The organism is Amycolatopsis sp. NPDC003731 (assembly GCF_053586895.1).
Map to the genome: position 1 here is coordinate 1 of NZ_JBSFNC010000121.1, position 16759 is coordinate 16759.

Annotated in this window: 18 protein-coding genes; 11 read left to right on the forward strand and 7 right to left on the reverse strand. The window is 72.0% G+C overall.

The annotated features are described in order from the left end of the window. Both ACWDN5_RS35200 and ACWDN5_RS35205 read right to left on the reverse strand, forming a co-directional pair. On the reverse strand, nt 1-140 hold a 140-nt coding region (locus ACWDN5_RS35200; protein WP_449679328.1), incomplete at its 3' end, for a 3-hydroxyacyl-CoA dehydrogenase NAD-binding domain-containing protein. Nucleotides 141-177: 37 nt separating this feature from the next. Then, entirely contained in the window at nt 178-849 is a 672-nt protein-coding gene (locus ACWDN5_RS35205; protein WP_310969329.1) for a TetR/AcrR family transcriptional regulator, read from the reverse strand. 125 nt (nt 850-974) lie between these two features. On the opposite strand from ACWDN5_RS35205, the gene ACWDN5_RS35210 reads away from it, so the two are divergent. Next, nucleotides 975-1421 carry a nitroreductase family deazaflavin-dependent oxidoreductase gene (locus ACWDN5_RS35210; protein WP_310969327.1) on the forward strand — a complete coding sequence of 149 codons (447 nt, stop codon included), beginning with the start codon at nt 975-977 and terminating at the stop codon, nt 1419-1421. On the opposite strand, the gene ACWDN5_RS35215 is transcribed toward ACWDN5_RS35210, so the two are convergent. The 4 genes from ACWDN5_RS35215 to ACWDN5_RS35230 form a co-directional block, all read right to left on the reverse strand. Next, the gene (locus tag ACWDN5_RS35215; protein ID WP_310969326.1) at nt 1411-1608 is read right to left on the reverse strand and encodes a hypothetical protein; all 198 of its coding nucleotides are present in this window, start codon (nt 1606-1608) and stop codon (nt 1411-1413) included. The two genes, ACWDN5_RS35210 and ACWDN5_RS35215, sit on opposite strands and share 11 nt — an antisense overlap. A 9-nt stretch (nt 1609-1617) precedes the next feature. Beyond that, entirely contained in the window at nt 1618-2274 is a 657-nt protein-coding gene (locus ACWDN5_RS35220; protein WP_310969325.1) for a response regulator transcription factor, read from the reverse strand. Continuing rightward, entirely contained in the window at nt 2271-3425 is a 1155-nt protein-coding gene (locus ACWDN5_RS35225) for a sensor histidine kinase (RefSeq protein ID WP_449679316.1), read from the reverse strand. The genes ACWDN5_RS35220 and ACWDN5_RS35225 overlap by 4 nt, the downstream gene beginning before the upstream one ends. Before the next feature lie 100 nt (nt 3426-3525). Beyond that, a complete protein-coding gene (locus tag ACWDN5_RS35230) occupies nt 3526-4134 on the reverse strand; it encodes a hypothetical protein (RefSeq protein ID WP_310969323.1) in 609 nt (202 codons plus the stop codon). A gap of 168 nt (nt 4135-4302) precedes the next feature. Between ACWDN5_RS35230 and ACWDN5_RS35235 the strand changes: the two genes are divergently transcribed. Beyond that, entirely contained in the window at nt 4303-5052 is a 750-nt protein-coding gene (locus ACWDN5_RS35235; RefSeq protein ID WP_033261680.1) for a response regulator transcription factor, read from the forward strand. After that, complete coding sequence (locus ACWDN5_RS35240) at nt 5030-6538, forward strand: sensor histidine kinase (RefSeq protein WP_449679317.1); 1509 nt, start codon at nt 5030-5032, stop codon at nt 6536-6538. The genes ACWDN5_RS35235 and ACWDN5_RS35240 overlap by 23 nt, the downstream gene beginning before the upstream one ends. Here ACWDN5_RS35240 and ACWDN5_RS35245 read toward each other — a convergent pair. After that, complete coding sequence (locus tag ACWDN5_RS35245; RefSeq protein WP_449679318.1) at nt 6535-7137, reverse strand: class I SAM-dependent methyltransferase; 603 nt, start codon at nt 7135-7137, stop codon at nt 6535-6537. The two genes, ACWDN5_RS35240 and ACWDN5_RS35245, sit on opposite strands and share 4 nt — an antisense overlap. 83 nt (nt 7138-7220) lie before the next feature. On the opposite strand from ACWDN5_RS35245, the gene ACWDN5_RS35250 reads away from it, so the two are divergent. The 8 genes from ACWDN5_RS35250 to ACWDN5_RS35285 all read left to right on the forward strand — a co-directional run bounded on the left by ACWDN5_RS35250 (nt 7221) and on the right by ACWDN5_RS35285 (nt 16704). Further along, entirely contained in the window at nt 7221-9104 is a 1884-nt protein-coding gene (locus ACWDN5_RS35250) for a glycosyltransferase family 39 protein (RefSeq protein WP_449679319.1), read from the forward strand. 651 nt (nt 9105-9755) lie between these two features. Next, nucleotides 9756-10769, forward strand: a complete 1014-nt coding sequence (locus ACWDN5_RS35255) for an ABC transporter substrate-binding protein (protein WP_310969315.1) — start codon at nt 9756-9758, stop codon at nt 10767-10769. Continuing rightward, a complete protein-coding gene (locus ACWDN5_RS35260) occupies nt 10766-11716 on the forward strand; it encodes an ABC transporter permease (protein ID WP_310969313.1) in 951 nt (316 codons plus the stop codon). The genes ACWDN5_RS35255 and ACWDN5_RS35260 overlap by 4 nt, the downstream gene beginning before the upstream one ends. Then, nucleotides 11713-12501, forward strand: a complete 789-nt coding sequence (locus tag ACWDN5_RS35265) for an ABC transporter ATP-binding protein (protein ID WP_449679320.1) — start codon at nt 11713-11715, stop codon at nt 12499-12501. The genes ACWDN5_RS35260 and ACWDN5_RS35265 overlap by 4 nt, the downstream gene beginning before the upstream one ends. 25 nt (nt 12502-12526) lie before the next feature. Next, the gene (locus ACWDN5_RS35270) at nt 12527-15349 is read left to right on the forward strand and encodes a nitrate- and nitrite sensing domain-containing protein (RefSeq protein WP_449679321.1); all 2823 of its coding nucleotides are present in this window, start codon (nt 12527-12529) and stop codon (nt 15347-15349) included. Further along, the gene (locus ACWDN5_RS35275) at nt 15346-15780 is read left to right on the forward strand and encodes a roadblock/LC7 domain-containing protein (protein WP_003061341.1); all 435 of its coding nucleotides are present in this window, start codon (nt 15346-15348) and stop codon (nt 15778-15780) included. The genes ACWDN5_RS35270 and ACWDN5_RS35275 overlap by 4 nt, the downstream gene beginning before the upstream one ends. Beyond that, nucleotides 15780-16133 (forward strand): DUF742 domain-containing protein, encoded by a 354-nt coding sequence (locus ACWDN5_RS35280; RefSeq protein ID WP_043776019.1) that lies wholly within the window; start codon nt 15780-15782, stop codon nt 16131-16133. The genes ACWDN5_RS35275 and ACWDN5_RS35280 overlap by 1 nt, the downstream gene beginning before the upstream one ends. Continuing rightward, a complete protein-coding gene (locus ACWDN5_RS35285; RefSeq protein ID WP_310969307.1) occupies nt 16111-16704 on the forward strand; it encodes a GTP-binding protein in 594 nt (197 codons plus the stop codon). Before ACWDN5_RS35280 ends, ACWDN5_RS35285 begins: the two co-directional genes overlap by 23 nt. The last annotated feature ends 55 nt before the right edge of the window (nt 16705-16759 follow it).

Consider the following 16759-nt stretch of genomic DNA (forward strand, 5'->3'; position numbering starts at 1 on the left):
GCCTCGGTGACGGCCTCGCGCCGGACGTCGGCCAGCTCGACGGTCACCCCCGCGGTCGCGGCCAGCTGGACGATCCCGCGGCCCATCACCCCGGTCCCGATCACCCGGATCCTGCCGACCTTCCCGGCCCACCCCGTCACGTCGCGCCGCCTTCCGCCGTTGGACTCTCGCCTCAGCCTAGAGGCCGACGAACTCCGCCATCCGCCTCGCCGAGTGGGCGAAGAACGCGTCGGCCGGGTCGACGCTGCCGACGTACTGGCCGAACAGGTCGAAGCTGATCGCGCCGAACAGCTGCGTCCACGCCATGAGCAGGCGGGCGACGGTTTCCGGGCCGGCGATGATCCCGAGGGCCTTCGTGAGCGTCTCGGCCTGGGCGCGCAGCTCGGGCGGGACCTCGCCGTCGATGTCCCGCAGCTCGGTGTGGGTGAGGACCTTGACCAGGGCGAGCGCGACGCGGGAGGCCGGCACGACGGTGTCCTGCGGGGCCGCGTACCCGGGGATCGGCGAGCCGTAGATCAGCGCGTACTCGTGGGGGTGCGCGCGGGCCCAGTCGCGGGCGCCCTGCCAGATCGCCACCCAGCGCTCGCGGAGGTCACCGGTGCCGGGGTCGGCGGTTTCGGCCGCCTCGCCGATGGCGTTGTAGGCGTCGACGATCAGGTCGGTCAGCAGCCGGTCGCGGCTCGGGAAGTACCGGTAGATCGCGGACGACACCATGCCGAGCTCCCGGGCGACCGCGCGCAGTGACAGGCCCTGCGCGCCGACCTCGCCGAGCTGGCGGCGGGCCTCGTCCTTGATCTCCTGGGCCAGTTCGGCGCGGGCTCGGTCGCGTGCGGTGCGGGGGGCGGTCATGAGATCAGTGTGCCACGACGAGAGCAGTGCACCAAATCGAGAGCAGTGCTCTTGACATGGTGCACTGCTCTCGTGTTCACTGCTCTTAACCGAGAGCACTGCTCTCCCAACCTTCGGAGGACAGCATGACCGGGACCCGCTACATCGAGCCGAAGAAGTCGACCAGCGCCTTCAACGAGCTGGTCGCGAAGCTGACGAAGCTGGGCTTGAGCGTCTGGGGCAGCCGGGTGCTGACCGTGGTCGGCCGGAAGAGCGGGGAGCCGCGCTCGGTGCCGGTGAACCTGCTGACCGTCGACGGCGTCCGGTACCTGGTCGCCCCGCGCGGCGAGACGCAGTGGGTCCGCAACCTGCGGGCGGCCGGTCAGGGCACGCTGCGCGTCGGGCGCCGGGTCGAGACGTTCACGTTCCGCGAGCTGGACCACGACGAGAAGCCGGGCATCCTCCGCGCATACCTCAAGCGCTGGAAGTTCGAGGTCGGCGTGTTCTTCGACGGCGTCGACGCCAAGGCCTCGGACGAAAAGCTGCGCGAGATCGCGCCGGGCTACCCGATCTTCGAGATCTTCACGAAGTAGGTTTGCGCCGGGTGAAGTTGGCCGCTACCAGGACCACGCCGACCAGGAACGCGGCCAGGCCGATCAGGAACCACAGCTTCTGGCCGGTCATGAAGCTGCCGGTGATGACGCCGATCCCCTGCAGCACCCAAACGGCGCCGACCAGCACGAGCACGACTCCGACCGCGAGGGTGATCCACCGCCTCATCCACCCAGCTTAAGCGGGCGGCACGAGGTTGTGGCGGTAGGCGTAGACCACCGCGTGCACGCGGTCGGGCAGCCCGAGCTTGCTGAGCACGCGCGAGACGTGCGTCTTGACCGTCTCTTCGCCGACGTGCAGCTTCCGCGCGATCTCGGCGTTGCTGCAGGCACCCGCCAGCAACAGCAGCACCTCGCGCTCGCGGGACGTCAGCCGGGCCAGCTCCGGGGGTTCCGCGGCCGCCGGTTCGAGGACCGCCGCGAACTTCGCCACCAAGCGCCGCGTCACCGAGGGGTCGATCAGGGCGTCGCCGCGGGCGGCCACCCTCATCGCCGCGACCAGCTCTTCCGGCGCCAGGCTCTTCAGCAGGAACCCGCTCGCTCCGGCGCGCAGGGCGCGGTAGACGTACTCGTCGGCGTCGTAGGTCGTGAGCACCAGGACGCGGGTGTCGTTGCCCGGCGCGGCCAGGATCGCCTCGGTCGCCGCCAGGCCGTCGAGGCGGGGCATGCGGACGTCGAGGACCGCGACGTCCGGGCGGAGGCGGGCGGTCTCGGCGACCGCCTCGCGGCCGTCGGATGCCTCGCCGACGCAGGCGAAGTCGGGCTGGGTGTCGAGGAGCGCGCGCATCCCGGAGCGGAACATCGCGTGGTCGTCGGCCAGCAGGACGCGGATCATGTGCTCTCCACCGGGAAGGTCGTGCGCAGCTGCCAGTGGCCGCCGGTCTCGCCGTAGGAGACCTGGCCGCCGAACAGGGTGACGCGCTGGCGGATCCCCGCCAGGCCGCGGTGTGCGTGCTCGTTCTCTTCGGCGCGGCCGGCGCGGAGCCCGTTCGTCACCGTCAGCACGACCTCGGTGCGGCCGTGGTTCAGCTCGACCTCGACCGGGCCCTGGCCGTGGCGCAGGGCGTTGGTCAGGGCCTCCTGCGCGATCCGGTAGAGCGCGATGTCGAGCGAACCGGGCAGTTCGCGGGGCTCGCCGCGCAGGGTCAGGCGGGTGGGCAGACCGGCCGCGCGGACCGTCTCGACCAGCTCGTCGAGGTTGTCGAGACCGGGCTGTTCGGCGTTGGTCTCGGCGTGCAGGAGGTCGAGCAGCCGGCGCAGGTCCGCCATCGCCGAGCGGCTCGCCGACTCGACCGCGCCGAGCGACTTCCGCACCGCTCCGGCGCCCTCGGGCAGGCCCAGCCGGGCGGCGCCGGCGTGCACGCCGATGGCGCTGACGTGGTGGGAGATGACGTCGTGCAGGTCGCGCGCGATGGTGGTCCGTTCCTCGAGGACGGCCCGCTTGACGGCTTCTTCTTCGTGCTGCCGCCGTTCGTCGGCTTCCCGCTCGAGGTCGGCGATGTAGGCGCGCCGCGCGGTCGTGTACCGGCCGACCAGCCACGGCAGCAGCGCGGAGACACCGACGTTGATGGCGATGAGCCGCCAGTCGGCCGCGGTCCGCCCGCCGCCCTCGATGCAGCCGACGGTGACGCCGGCGAGCAGGGCGCCGAGCGCGAGCACGGCGGGCCGCGTCCGCAGCCAGGCCCCGGCCCGGTAGCCGGCGATGAGGATCCCGGCGTTGTTGCCGGTGACGTACCCCTGGCACGTGCAGAGGAGGAGCGGGGCACCCGCGAAGAGCACGGCGTGGGCGAGGGCGACCCACCCGGAGTACCGCGCGGCCCCGGCGAGCGCGGCGTTGACGGCGATCCCGGCGGCCAGCACCACCCAGGCCCGCCACCCGGCCTCGGGCAGGGGGCCGCGCAGGGTGAAGAGGGCGGCGTCGCAGACGACGCAGACGAGCGCGACCAGCAGCGACTGCCGTCTCAGCGACCCCCGGATGTCCTGCACACCCGCCACTGTGCCCTACCCCGGGAACGGACGGGAACGCCCCGATGCGACGTGAGGGGGTGTGCGCGGCACCGGGGCGTTCCCCGTCTGGGGATCCGGGTCAGTTCGTCGGGCGGGCCGAGTAGTCGCCCCGGCGCTGACCCGGCTGGCGCTGGCCCGGCTCGAAGCCCTTGCCCAACGTCGTCGCGGTGGCCGTCTGCCCCTCGACCTTGGCCACCACCGTGACGTTCGTGTCGCCGGTCTTCACGTCGCCCGTCTTCTGGGTCGACGAGTCGAGCGTGTACGTCTGCTTGTAGCCGTCCTTGCTGGTCAGCGTCACCGAGGTGGCGCTCAGCTCGGTGACGTCGCCGGTCTGGAGGCGCTCGGTCGTGTAGCCGCCGCTGCCGTTCGAGACCACGAAGTCGCCGTGGAGGGCGTCGCGCAACGCCGCCATTCCGCCGCCGAAGCCACCGCCCGGCCCCTGGCCGCGGAACTGGCCGCCGCCCGGACCGCCGCCGGGGCCGCCGAAGCCGCCCGGGCCCTGCGCGGAGTTGTCGGCGCTGCTCGTGCCCGCCCAGATCGCCGCGCCGCCGCCCGCCGCGATCACCACGGCGATGCCGGCCGCGATCGCCGTCTTCTTGCCGGACCACCCCTTCTTCGGCGCCGCCGGGGCCGGGTCGCCCCAGTTGGCGCCCTCGGGCTGGGTGTTCGGCATCGGCTCGGTCGTCATCGTGTCCTCCGGTGGTGCCCACACTGGTCCCGCTCAGGTTCACCGCCGCGGCTGTGTTTGAGCTGTGCGGAGCGTCAGCGGGCGCTGTGCCTCGATCGCGGGAACCTTCACAGCGAATGCACAGCGAGCACACAGCGAACACCGACGCCGGGCCGGGAAGGTGGCACTATGACCGCTATGAACGCCACGTCACCCGGCCCCGGCAAGGCCGACCTGCGCCGCGCCGACGGGAGCCCGGTGCGGGTGCTCGTCGTCGACGACGAGGCGACGCTGGCCGAGCTCGTGTCGATGGCCCTGCGGATGGAGGGCTGGGAGGTGCGCAGCGCGGGCGACGGCACCGAGGCCGTCCGGATCGCGCGCGACTTCCGGCCCGACGCCGTCGTCCTCGACGTCATGCTCCCCGACTTCAGCGGCCTCGAGGTCCTGCGGCGGATGCGGTCCGAGGCGCCGAACCTGCCCGTCCTCTTCCTCACGGCGAAGGACGCGGTCGAGGACCGCATCGCCGGGCTGACCGCGGGCGGCGACGACTACGTCACCAAACCCTTCAGCCTCGAAGAGGTCGCCCTGCGCCTGCGCGCGCTGCTGCGCCGGGCCGGCGGGGTCACCGGCGCCAGCGGGTCGACGCTCGTCGTCGGCGACCTCACCCTGGACGAGGACAGCCGCGAGGTGCACCGCGGCGGTGATCTCGTGCCGCTCACCGCGACCGAGTTCGAGCTGCTGCGCTACCTCATGCGCAACCCCAAGCGCGTGCTGTCGAAGGCCCAGATCCTGGACCGCGTGTGGAGCTACGACTTCGGCGGCCAGGCCAACATCGTCGAGCTCTACATCTCCTACCTGCGCAAGAAGATCGACGCCGACCGCGAGCCGATGATCCACACCATGCGGGGCGCCGGGTATGTCCTCAAGCCCGCAGGCTGAACCGACGCGCGTCCGCCGGCCGTGGTCGCTGCGGCGGCGGCTGATCGTCCAGCTCGCCGCGCTGCTCGCCCTGGTCTGCGTGGTCGTCGGCGTGGTGACGGAGTTCGCGCTGAGCGAGTTCCTCGTCGGTCAGCAGGACAAGCGGCTGGCCGCGGCGAGCGACCGCGCCGCGCACGGCCCGGAACGGCCGGCGCCCTGGCCCTACGGCGAAACGCCGCCACCGGACGCGCTGCGCGTGCTCGGCCAGGGCGAGGGCACGCTCGCCGTCGTCCAGGTCGGTTCGAAGATCACCGCCGGCGTCCTCGACTCGAGCGCCGCCGGGCCGTCGAAGCGCAAGGCGCCGTTCAAAGAAGTCCCGACGGCGCAGGTGCTGGCCCTGCTCGCGCTGTCGTCGGACGGGAAGCAGCGGAGCATCGACCTCGGCGGCAGCCTCGGCGAGTACCGCGTCGTCTCGACGACGTCGCCGCGCGGGGAAAAGACGGTCATCGGCCTGCCGCTGAAGGACGTCAACGAGACGCTCTGGCAGCTCGGGTTCATCCTCGGCGGGGTCGCGCTCGCCGGGATCCTGGTGGCGGGCGCGGTCGGCGCGGCGACGATCCGGCGCACGATGCAGCCGCTCGACCGGCTGGCCGCGACCGCGACCCGCGTCTCCGAACTGCCGCTGGACCGCGGCGAAGTCGCGCTGTCCGAACGCGTCCCGGAGGCCGACACCGACCCGAACACCGAGGTCGGCAAGGTCGGCTCGGCGCTGAACCGGATGCTGCAGCACGTCGCGAACGCGCTGACCGCGCGGCACGCGAGCGAGAACCGCGTCCGCCAGTTCGTCGCGGACGCGAGCCACGAGCTGCGCACCCCGCTGGCGGCGATCCGCGGCTACGCGGAACTGACCCGCCGCGGCGGCGAGCAGGTGCCGCCGGACGTCGCGTTCGCGATGAGCCGCGTCGAGTCCGAGTCGCGCCGGATGACGACGCTGGTGGAGGACCTGCTGCTGCTCGCCCGCCTCGATTCCGGGCGGCCGGTGGTGCACGAGTGGGTGGACCTGTGCCGGCTGGTGGCGGACGCGGTCGCGGACGCGCACGTCGCCGGCCCGGACCACAAGTGGCTGATGGACGTCCCGGGCGAGCCGATCGGCGTCCTCGGCGACGCGGGCCAGCTGCACCAGGTGGTGATCAACGTCCTCGCCAACGCGCGGACGCACACGCCACCGGGCACCACGGTGACGACCGCTTTGTCCACTTCGGGCGGAATCGTCCGGCTCCGGGTGGCCGACGACGGCCCGGGCATCCCGCCGGAGATCCTCCCGGACATCTTCGAGCGCTTCGCCCGCGGCGACAATTCCCGGTCGCGCGCGGCGGGGAGCACGGGACTGGGGCTGGCGATCGTGGCCGCGGTGGTCGCCGCGCACGGCGGCCGCGTCGGGGTGCAGAGCCGGCCGGGACGCACGGAGTTCGAGATCACCTTGGCGGAGGCGCCCGCGCCGGGTTAGCCGGGGTAGCGGGCCACGATGGTCGCGAGGTCCGGCGCCAGCCGCAGCTCGGTCGCCAGCAGGTCCGGGTGCCGCAGCCAGTGCAGCCGTGCTTCGTCGGGCTCGCCGCGGAACGTCGGCGGCCAGGAGGTCATCGGCGTGAAGTCGTCGAGGACGAGACAGCCGCCCGGGCGCAGCCACGCGCGCGGTGCCAGCGGCGGTTCGGCGCCCTTGCCCTGACCGCCGCCGTCGACCACCAGCAGGTCGAACGGCCCGGCCGCGGCCAGCTCGGTCCAGTCCCCGCGCAGGAGCGTCACGGACGGCGTGCCGTCGAACAGCTCGGCCGCGGCGGTGTGGCGCCCCGCGTCCCGTTCGACGCTGACCAGCGCGGTGCCGGGGGCGGCTCCGGCCGCGAGCCAGGCCAGCCCCACCCCGAAGCCGGTCCCCGTCTCGCCGATCGTGCCACCGGCGACCCCGCCGGCGAGCAGCCGCAGCAACCTGCCCTGGGCGGGGCGGCAGGAGCAGCCGAAGCCCGCTCGCCCGGCCGCGGCCACGGCCCGCCGGACGAGGTCGGGCAAGTCCGTTTCCCCCGCGTACTCCGCGGTCCCGTTCTCCGACATGATCACCCGTCCGGGGTCGATGCACAGCCGGCGCACAGCTTCGCCACAAGTTCACCACATGCACCGCCGACACGGTGACGTTCATGACGACCACGCTGCCGGCGCCCGCCCACGCACAGCCCCAGCCGCCCGCTCCCGTCCGGGAACCGCGGTGGGTCAAGCCGTCCGTGGCCGCCCTGCTGCTCGGGACCGGCCTGCTCTACCTCTGGGACCTCGCGAAAACCGGCTGGGCCAACGACTTCTACGCGATGGCCGTGCAGGCCGGCACGTGGAGCTGGAAGGCGCTGTTCTTCGGTTCGCTCGATCCGGGCAACGTCGTCACCGTCGACAAACCCCCCTTCTCCCTTTGGCTCATGGGGCTGTCCGGGCGGGTCTTCGGCTTCTCCAGCTGGAGCCTGCTCGTGCCGGACGCGCTCGCGGGCGTCGCCTCCGTCGGCCTGCTCTACCTCGCCGTGCGGCGGCTTTCGGGGCCGGGTGCCGGGCTGCTGGCCGGGGCCGGGCTCGCGCTGACGCCGGTCGCCGCGCTCATGTTCCGCTACGACAACCCCGACGCCTTCCTCGTCCTCCTGCTCGTCGCCGGTGCGTACTGCGTGGTGCGGGCGCTGGAGCACGCGAGCACGAAGTGGCTGGTGCTGGCCGGGGTCGCGATCGGGTTCGGGTTCCTCGACAAGATGCTGCAGGCCTTCCTCGTGCTGCCCGCGTTCGTGCTCGCGTACGCCGTCGCGGCCCCGGCGTCGCTCGGGCGCCGGATCGGGCAGCTGGTCGCCGCGGCGGGTGCGGTGGTCGTCTCCGCCGGCTGGTGGATCGCGGCCGTCGCGCTGTGGCCGGTCGCGGACCGGCCCTACATCAGCGGCTCGACCGACAACACCGTGCTCGAACTGGCCTTCGGCTACAACGGCCTCGGCCGGATCTTCGGCGAAGGCCGCGGCGGTGGGGGCGGCGGCCGGACGTTCACGCCGCCCGCCGGGGTGGAGCTGCCCACCGGCGGCGGTGGTTTCGGTGGCTTCGGCGGGCAGGCCGGCCTGACCCGGCTGTTCGGCGGCGAGTTCGGCGGCGAGGCGTCGTGGCTGTTGCCGGCCGCGATCATCGGGCTGGCCGCCGGCCTGTGGTTCACGCGCCGGGCGCCGCGCACCGACCGCACGCGGGCGGCCCTGCTGCTCTGGGGTGGCTGGCTGGTGGTCACCGCGCTGGTGTTCAGCTACATGAGCGGCATCATCCACCCGTACTACACGGTCGCGCTGGCCCCCGGGGTCGCCGCGACGCTGGCGATCTCCGCGCGCGAGCTCTGGCGCGGCCGGGCGAACTTCGCGGCTCGCGCGGTGCTCGCCGTGCTGCTCGCGGTGACGGCGGTCTGGTCCTTCCTCCTCCTCGCGCGGACGCCGGACTGGCAGCCGTGGGTCCGCTACACGCTCCTGGTGGCCGGTGCCGCCGCCGTGGCGGGGCTGCTCTTCGGCGCCGACCGGTTCCGGCGGCTCGGCCCGGTCGTGGCCGTGCTCGGCCTGTGCGGCGCGCTGCTCGGGACGACGTCCTTCACGCTGGCCACCGCGGCGGCCGCGCACTCCGGCGGGACACCGTCGTCCGGGCCGGCCGTCGCCGGCGGACGGGGGCCGCGCGGCTTCGGTGCGGGGGAAGCCGGCACCGCGGTCATCGACCTGCTGAAGGGCACGACGACGAAGTGGGCCGCGGCGCAGAGCGGCGCGATGCAGTCGGCGGGGCTGGCCCTGGCGAGCGGACGCCCGGTGCTCGCGATCGGCGGCTTCAGCGGCAGCGACCCGGCGCCGACGTTGCGGCAGTTCCAGGCATACGTCGCCGACGGCGACATCCGCTACTACGTCGCCGGTGGTCGCGGGGGCTTCGGCGGCGGCCGCGGGACCGCCGGGGAGATCCAGGCCTGGGTCGAGCAGAACTTCACGCCGCTCTCGGTCGGGGGCACGACGGTTTACGACCTGGCTAAATCTGTCGATTGACAGAAATTCGGCCGACCGGGTTGAATTGTTTCAAGCGTGTAAACAGTCGGGGAATCATTCGGCGTATTCGAGACCCGTGCGGTATCGGCGGATGCGGACACGTGTTCGAATAGCCGGAACGTGCTCGGGTCATTCCGAACGACCGTTCGGGTCCGTTGAGTCGCGCTGGGTAACGCCCTCGGCACCGGTTGCGATCGCAGTAACGACAGGAGACTTCGGGGCGTGCACTTGCACGCGCTCCGCGCACACGCACGCCGAGATCTTGGCCGGTCGGCCGACAGAAATCCCGTGCAAAACACCCTCGAACACATCGATGCCGCAGGCTGACCCGGGCGGCGGTCACTCGTTCGGCTGCATTGGGCGGACGTTGTGGGGATCTTGTGTCACTCGCTAGGCTCTCCGCCGGGAGAGGGACAGGGGTGGCTGATCCGGTGCGCTGAGTGCTGGGATTTCACTGGTGGTAGGCGCCTCCTGTCCGCGTTCTCTCGCGATGACCCGATCAGGTGCGGCGGAAGTGAGCAGTGATGACCGTGCGCGTTAGCGCAGCTCGAACCAATCGCCCTTCCAGTCGTCACCACCCGTAGTCCTGAGCGCCGCAATTCCTCCTTTCGGTACGCACCACTCCACTTCCCCCGCAACCTGGAGTTCGTTGTGATTTCCCGTCCTCGCCCCCGTCTGCTGACGGTGCTCCTGACTTTGCTGACCCTCGCCGGAGTCACTGCGCTTTCCGGGTGCAGCGACAGTTCCGCCTCCGGCAGTGGCAGCAAGATCACCATCGGGTTCAGCGCCTGGCCGGGCTGGTTCCCCTGGCAGGTGGCGCAGGAACAGGGCCTGTTCGCCAAGAACGGCGTCAACGTCGATCTGAAGTATTTCGACAATTACACCGACAGCATCAACGCCCTCTCCAGTGGCGCGATCGACGCCAACAGCCAGACCCTCAACGACACGCTTTCGTCGGTCTCCGGCGGCGCCAAGCTGTCGATCGTGCTGGTGAACGACAACTCCACCGGCAACGACAAGGTCATCGCGCGGGACGGGATCACCAGCATCGCCGACCTCAAGGGCAAGAAGGTCGCCGTCGAGCAGGGCGCGGTCGACCACTACCTGCTGCTGCTGGCGCTGCAGTCGGCGAAACTGACCGAAAAGGACATCCAGCTCGTCAATCTCCCGACCGACGCCGCGGCCGCCGCGTTCAAGAGCGGCCAGGTCGACGCGGTCGCCGCGTTCGCGCCGTTCACCTCGACGGCGCTGGAGCGCGCGGGCAGCCGCGCGATCTCGTCGTCGGCCGAGTTCCCCGGCGCCATCCCGGACCACCTGGTCACGTCGCAGAAGCTGGTCAAGGACCGCCCGAAGGACGTCCAGGCGCTGGTCAACACCTGGTTCGAGACGCTGACCTGGATCAAGAACAACAAGGACGCGGCGGTCAAGATCATGGCCAAGCGCGGTGGCGTCTCCGAGGCGGACTACAAGTCCTACGACGCCGGCACCACGATCTTCACGCGCCAGCAGAACATCGACGCGTTCACCCCGGGCGTCACCGCGCAGCACCTGGACTTCCAGGCGAACAAGATCGTCGACTTCATCGTCGGCACCGGGCTCGCCCAGCAGCGGCCCTCGCTCGACGGCCTGTTCGACGACCAGTTCGTGAAGGCCGCGCCCCAGTGACCGGTCCGACCCAGCGCACCACCCCGGCGGCCACGGCCGACGCACGGGCCGCGGAAGCCCAGGAAGCGGAACAGCGGCTCGCCGAGCAGCAGGAGGCCGGCCGGGCGGGCGGCGGGCGACCGGCCTGGTCGCCGCTGCCCCGCCGGGCCGGGCTGAAACCGTCCGCTTCACCGCTGTTCTCCTTGCGCACGCCCATTTCCGCGGCGTCCCGCTGGACGCTCGCGGTGCTGTCGTTCGCCGTCCCGTTCCTGGCCTGGGTGGTGCTGAGCTTCAGCGGGGCCGTCGACTCGACGTTCCTGCCGTCCCCGGCCGCGGTGCTCCGGGCCGGCCTCGACATGGCGAGCAGCGGCGAGCTCTTCGACGACCTCTGGACGACCACCCAGCGGGTGCTCGAAGGCTTCGGCCTCGCCGTGCTCGTCTCCGTCCCGCTCGGCATCCTGATGGGTAGCTTCACCGCCGGGCAGGCGTTCTTCGAGCCGCTGATCGGGCTGCTGCGCTACCTGCCGGCGAGCGCGTTCATCCCGCTGCTGATCATCTGGCTCGGCCTCGGCGAGCCGTCGAAGATCGCCATCCTCTTCATCGGCACGGTCTTCTTCAACACGCTGATGACCGCCGACGTCGTCCGCGGCGTGCCGAACTCGCTCATCGACGTCTCCTACACGCTCGGCGCGCGCCGCGGCGAGGTGCTGCGCAAGATCGTCGTGCCGCACTCGCTGCCGGGCATGATCGACGCGATCCGGGTCAACGCGGCCGCGGCGTGGAACTTCGTGGTCGTCGCCGAGCTGATCAACTCCTCGGCCGGCCTCGGCTACCGGATCGTCCGCGCGCAGCGGTTCCTGCAGACCGACAAGATCTTCGCGGTGCTCGTGGTCATCGGGATCGCCGGGCTCGCCATCGACGTCCTGCTGCGCCTGCTGCGCACGCGGGTCGGGAAGTGGGCGGCATGACGCTGGAACTGCGGAACGTCGCCAAGGACTACACCGTCCGCGGCAAGATCACCCGCGCGCTCGACGGCGTCGACCTCGAAGTGCTGCGCGGCGAATTCGTCTGCGTCGTCGGCGCGAGCGGCTCGGGCAAGTCGACGCTGCTTTCGCTGGTGGCCGGGCTGAGCCGGCCGACCGAGGGCGAGATCGTGCTCGACGGCGTGCCGGTGACCGGGCCCGGCCCCGACCGCGGGCTCGTCTTCCAGGCGGGTGCGCTCTACCCGTGGCGCAGCGTCGAGAAGAACGTCGCGTTCGGACTCGAGCTGCTTTCGCTCGACCCGGCCGAGCGCGCCGAGCGGGTGGACTGGTACCTCGCCGAAACCGGCCTCCAGGCCGTGCGCAAGTCGTTGCCGAAACAGCTTTCCGGCGGCCAGAAGCAGCGCGTCGCGATCGCCCGCGCGCTCGCGTGCGAGCCGGAAGTCCTGCTGCTGGACGAACCCTTCGGTGCCTTGGACGTCCAGACCAAAGAGGACATGCAGGTGCTCATCCGCCAGGTGTGGGCCGACACCGGCACCACGGTGCTGATGGTCACCCACGACGTCGAGGAAGCGGTTTTCCTCGGTGGCCGGGTGGTGGTGCTCGCCTCCGACCCGGGCCGGATCGCCGCCGACGTCGAGGTGGCGCTGCCCGCCGAGCGGGACCTGGCGGTGAAGCGCGAACCGCGGTTCCTCGAGCTGCGCGCCCGGATCGAGGACCTGGTCCGGGAGCAGCACCGGGGCCACGTGAGCCGGGTGGCCGCGGTCGAGTGAGAACGGAAGACGGGAAGGTCGCGGGATGAGACACGGCAGGCCGACCGCGAAACGGGCCGGCGGAGGCTTTCTCGCCCGGCTCGGTATCCGCGGCAAGCTGAACCTGCTGCTCCTGCCCCCGCTGGTCGCGGTGGTGCTGGTGTCGGTGCCGTTCGTGCTGACGCAGGCGAACAGCGCCGGTGCGGCGGCGCAGTCGGCCGACGTGGCGCGGCACGCGCAGCAGCTCGGCGGGCTGATGTGGCAGCTGCAGCGCGAGCGGCTGGTGACGGCCGCGTTCGTGGCGACGCCGTCGGCGAGCCCCGACCAGATGGTCCAGCAGCAGAAGGTGGTCGACCAGACGGTCGCCGACGTCCGCCGGTCGCTGGGCGACGACGCCCCCGACGAGCTTTCCGCGGCGCTGACCCGGATCGGCTCGCTCGCCGAGCTGCGGCAGAACGCCGCCCGCCGCGGGGTCGCGCTCGACAGCGTCGCCCGTACCTACAACGCCGTGGTCGACGCGGTGATCGACGCCCTGCGCCTGGTCCCGCAGCTCACCAGTGACGCCGAGGGTGCCCGTGAGCTGACCGCGCTGGACGCCCTGCTGCGCGCGAACGAGGAGAACTCGCTGCGCGCGATGGCCCTCATCGTGACCGCCGTGTCGCCGGACGCCGGAAAGCCCATCCTGGACGACGCGACCCAGCAGGCGCCGATCTTCGTCGACCGGTTCGTCAAGCAGGGCGACGACGGTGACGACTCCCAGCGCTCCGCCCTCGTCGTCCGGGTCGAGCAGAGCGACGCCGGGCGCCGCGTCGACGAACTCGCCGCCCTGGTCGAGCAGCCGCGCGACGCGGCCGCCACCACGCAGTACGTCGCGGACGTCTTCTCCGCGTCGGACGCCCACGCGGGACAGCGGAGGCTCGTGCAGGAGCGGGCGATCAACGAGATCGCCGACTCCGCGACCGGACGCGCGGACGCCGCGACGCGGCTGGCCTGGACGGTCGGCCTCGGCGCCGGCGCGCTGTTCCTGCTGGTCGCCTTCCTCGCCGTCGCGGTGTCCCGCTCGATCGCCGGCCCGCTGCGCCAGCTGACCACCGCGGCGACGTCGGTCGCCGACCTGGCCGGCACCGAGCTCGTCCGCGTGACCGACACCGAAGAGGCCGAGGAGCAGGTCCCGCGCCTGGCCACCATCGACGTCGTCTCCGAAGACGAGCTGGGCAAGCTGGCCGCCGCGTTCAACCGGGTCCAGACCACCGCGGCCGAGCTCGTCGAACGCCAGGCGCTCACCCGCCGCAACACCAGCCTGATGTTCGCCAACGTCGCGAAGCGCACGCAGAACCTCGTCGGCCGCCAGCTGGCCCTGATCGACGAGGTCGAGCGCAACGAGCAGGACACCCGGCTGCTGGCCAGCCTCTACCGGCTCGACCACCTCTCCACCCGCCTGCGCCGCAACGCCGACAACCTGCTCGTGGTGTCCGGCACCCGCGACGAAACCCGGATCGCCGGCCCGATCGAGCTGTCCACGGCGCTGCGCTCGGCGCTCGCCGAGATCGAGGACTACCAGCGCGTCAAGCTCGGGGTCGTCGCCGACATCCTGCTGTCGTCGGCCCTCGGTGCCGACCTGGTGCTCGTCTTCGCCGAGCTGCTGGAGAACGCGACGTCGTTCTCGCCGCCGGGGTCGATGGTCGAGGTGGACACCATGCAGCTGGCCGACGGCGCCTGCCTGGTGAGCATCGTCGACCACGGCATCGGCATGACCGCGGAGAAACTGGCCGAGGAGAACCAGCGGCTCGTCGAGCGCGAACGCCTGGAGCTCGCGCCGACCAGTGTGCTCGGCCTGTTCGTGGTCGGCCGCCTGGCGCGGCGCCACGAACTGGGCGTCGAGCTGCTCGCGACGCCGACCACCGGCGGTGTGACCGCGCGGCTGACCATCCCGGCGTCGCTGTTCACCCACCGCACCTCGCTGCGCCCGAAGACCGAGCAGACGCCCGCGATCCCGGCGCAGGCCGCGCCGCCGATTTCCGCGCCGCCGCGGCACGCCGCGCCGGTCACGCCCCTCCCACTGTCCTCTTCGGACGACTTCCGGCCGCCGGCGCCCGATCGCGACCGGCCCGCCGAGCTGCCGGCGCCGGCGATCCCGGCGCTGCTCGGCCACGGCAACGGCTTCCGCTGGTTCCGCGAACTGGAACCGGTGTGGCCGGACGCCGAACCCGACGCCACCCCGGCCGAGGAACCCGAACCCGAGGTGGCGGTCGCGGCGTCGGTGTCTTCTGCGTCGTCGGTGTCTTCTTCGGAGTCGCGGGGCGGTCTGCGCCGCCGGGTCCGCGGCGCTCAGCTGCCCAGCCCGGGCACGTCCGCCCCGGCGGCCGACACGAAGCCGCGGCACGACCCGGAAGCGACCAAGGCCGCGATGGACGGCTTCGCGAGCGCCTTCGCGAAGGCCGCCGAAGCCGCTCCGCCGCCCACCGCCGCCTTCACGAAGGCGGCCGAGGTCAGCGCGCTGACGACCGACCCGCCGGCCGCGCCGCCCACCGTCGTGACCGCGCCCGTGTCACCCCTCCCGGTCCGCGCCCCCGTGGACGCACCACTGGTGGCCACCGCCCCGTTCACGGCCGCCGAGCGGTCGCGCGACGGCCTGATCCGCCGGGTCCCCGGTGCCCAGCTCGCCCCCGGCCTGCGTCAGCAGCCCGCGGGGCGGCCGCTCGCCCGCGCCGTCGTCAACCGCAGCAAGCGGGACCCGGCGGCCGAACGAGCGGCGTTCGACGCGTTCGCCGCCGGCCTCGCCAAGGCGGAGGACGTTACGGCAGACAGCCCGCCCCAAGGCGTGGTCGCCGGTCGTGTGATGGAACGAGGAGAAGAGAGCAGGAAATGAGCATCCCCGCACCTGGCGTCAGTGTCGAAGCCCAGAACTTCAACTGGCTGGTGAGCCGCTTCGCGCAGCACACCGCGGGCGCGATAGCCGCCATCGCGGTCTCGGCCGACGGCCTGCTGATCGCGATGTCGACGGAGCTCGAGCGCTCCAACGCCGACCGCCTCGCCGCGATCTCCTCCGCCATGCTCGGCCTCGCCCACGGCGTCTCCGAAAGCCACCCGCTCGGCTCGCCGGACAAGGTGATCATCGAACTCGAGCACGGGTACCTGCTCGTCTGCACGATCAGCATCGGCTGCTCGCTGGGCGTGCTGGCCAACAAGCAGGCCAGCCTCGGCACGATCGCCTACGAGATGGCGATGTTCGCCAACCGCGCCACCGAGGTGCTGACACCCGGCTTGATCGAGGAGCTCAAGAACACCGTGGGGTCGTGATGTCCGAAGAGCCGGACATCTCGCTGCTGCGGCCGTACCTGATGACCTCGGGACGGGCCCAGCCGGTCGACCAGAGCCTCGAGATCGAGGCGCAGGTCATGACGTCCCGCCTGGGCGCGGCGTCGCACCCGAAGCTCACGTTCGAACGCCAGGAAATCGTTTCCCTCTGCCGGAACACGATGTCGGTCGCCGAGGTGGCCGCCATGCTCGGCCTGCACATCGGCGTGGCCAGGGTGCTGGTGGCCGACCTCGCCGAGCTGGGTTACGTCGTCGTCCGGCGGCCGGGCAACCACAACTCGCACGACCTCGGCATGATCGAAAGGGTCATTCGTGGACTCGAAGCCATTCACTGAGCCGGGCACCCGGCCGCCGGCCCCGGTCAAGATCGTCATCGCGGGCGGCTTCGGCGTCGGCAAGACGACGGCGGTGTCGTCCATCTCGGAGATCAAGCCGCTGACCACCGAGGCGGCGATCACCTCGATGTCCGTGGACAACACCGGTCACGTCCCCTCCAAGACCACGACGACGGTGGCCCTGGACTTCGGCTGCATCACGATCGACGAAGAGGTCAAGCTGTACCTGTTCGGCACCCCGGGCCAGGACCGCTTCGGCTTCATGTGGCAGGACCTGGTCCACGGCGCGCTCGGCGCCCTGGTGATCGTCGACACCCGCCGCATGGACGACTGCTACCCGGCGGTCGACTACTTCGAGAACGCGGGCCTCCCGTTCGTGGTGGCGGTCAACATGTTCGACGGCTCCCTCGGCCACAACCTCGAGGACGTGCGCTGGGCGCTCGCGGTGAGCGACGACGTCCCGCTGATCACGTTCGACGCCCGGCAGAAGCTGTCGGTCCGGGACGCCCTGCTGGCGGTGCTGCACAACACGTTCAAGCGGGCCCGAGCCCAGGCGGGCGCGGGGGCCTGAGCAGGTCTCGGATGTGTCTGGAGGGGTCTCCCGAGACCTCCTCGGAGGTATCCGA

Bases quoted from the DNA above. Each gene is read 5' to 3' on its own strand.
- ACWDN5_RS35275 (WP_003061341.1), top strand. From the start codon at position 15,346: ATGAGCATCCCCGCACCTGGCGTCAGTGTCGAAGCCCAGAACTTCAAC.
- ACWDN5_RS35235 (WP_033261680.1), top strand. From the start codon at position 4,303: ATGACCGCTATGAACGCCACGTCACCCGGCCCCGGCAAGGCCGACCTG.
- ACWDN5_RS35240 (WP_449679317.1), top strand. From the start codon at position 5,030: ATGTCCTCAAGCCCGCAGGCTGAACCGACGCGCGTCCGCCGGCCGTGG.
- ACWDN5_RS35220 (WP_310969325.1), bottom strand. From the start codon at position 2,274: ATGATCCGCGTCCTGCTGGCCGACGACCACGCGATGTTCCGCTCCGGG.
- ACWDN5_RS35210 (WP_310969327.1), top strand. From the start codon at position 975: ATGACCGGGACCCGCTACATCGAGCCGAAGAAGTCGACCAGCGCCTTC.
- ACWDN5_RS35245 (WP_449679318.1), bottom strand. From the start codon at position 7,137: ATGTCGGAGAACGGGACCGCGGAGTACGCGGGGGAAACGGACTTGCCC.
- ACWDN5_RS35270 (WP_449679321.1), top strand. From the start codon at position 12,527: ATGAGACACGGCAGGCCGACCGCGAAACGGGCCGGCGGAGGCTTTCTC.
- ACWDN5_RS35280 (WP_043776019.1), top strand. From the start codon at position 15,780: ATGTCCGAAGAGCCGGACATCTCGCTGCTGCGGCCGTACCTGATGACC.
- ACWDN5_RS35205 (WP_310969329.1), bottom strand. From the start codon at position 849: ATGACCGCCCCCCGCACCGCACGCGACCGAGCCCGCGCCGAACTGGCC.
- ACWDN5_RS35230 (WP_310969323.1), bottom strand. From the start codon at position 4,134: ATGACGACCGAGCCGATGCCGAACACCCAGCCCGAGGGCGCCAACTGG.
- ACWDN5_RS35265 (WP_449679320.1), top strand. From the start codon at position 11,713: ATGACGCTGGAACTGCGGAACGTCGCCAAGGACTACACCGTCCGCGGC.
- ACWDN5_RS35215 (WP_310969326.1), bottom strand. From the start codon at position 1,608: ATGAGGCGGTGGATCACCCTCGCGGTCGGAGTCGTGCTCGTGCTGGTC.
- ACWDN5_RS35250 (WP_449679319.1), top strand. From the start codon at position 7,221: ATGACGACCACGCTGCCGGCGCCCGCCCACGCACAGCCCCAGCCGCCC.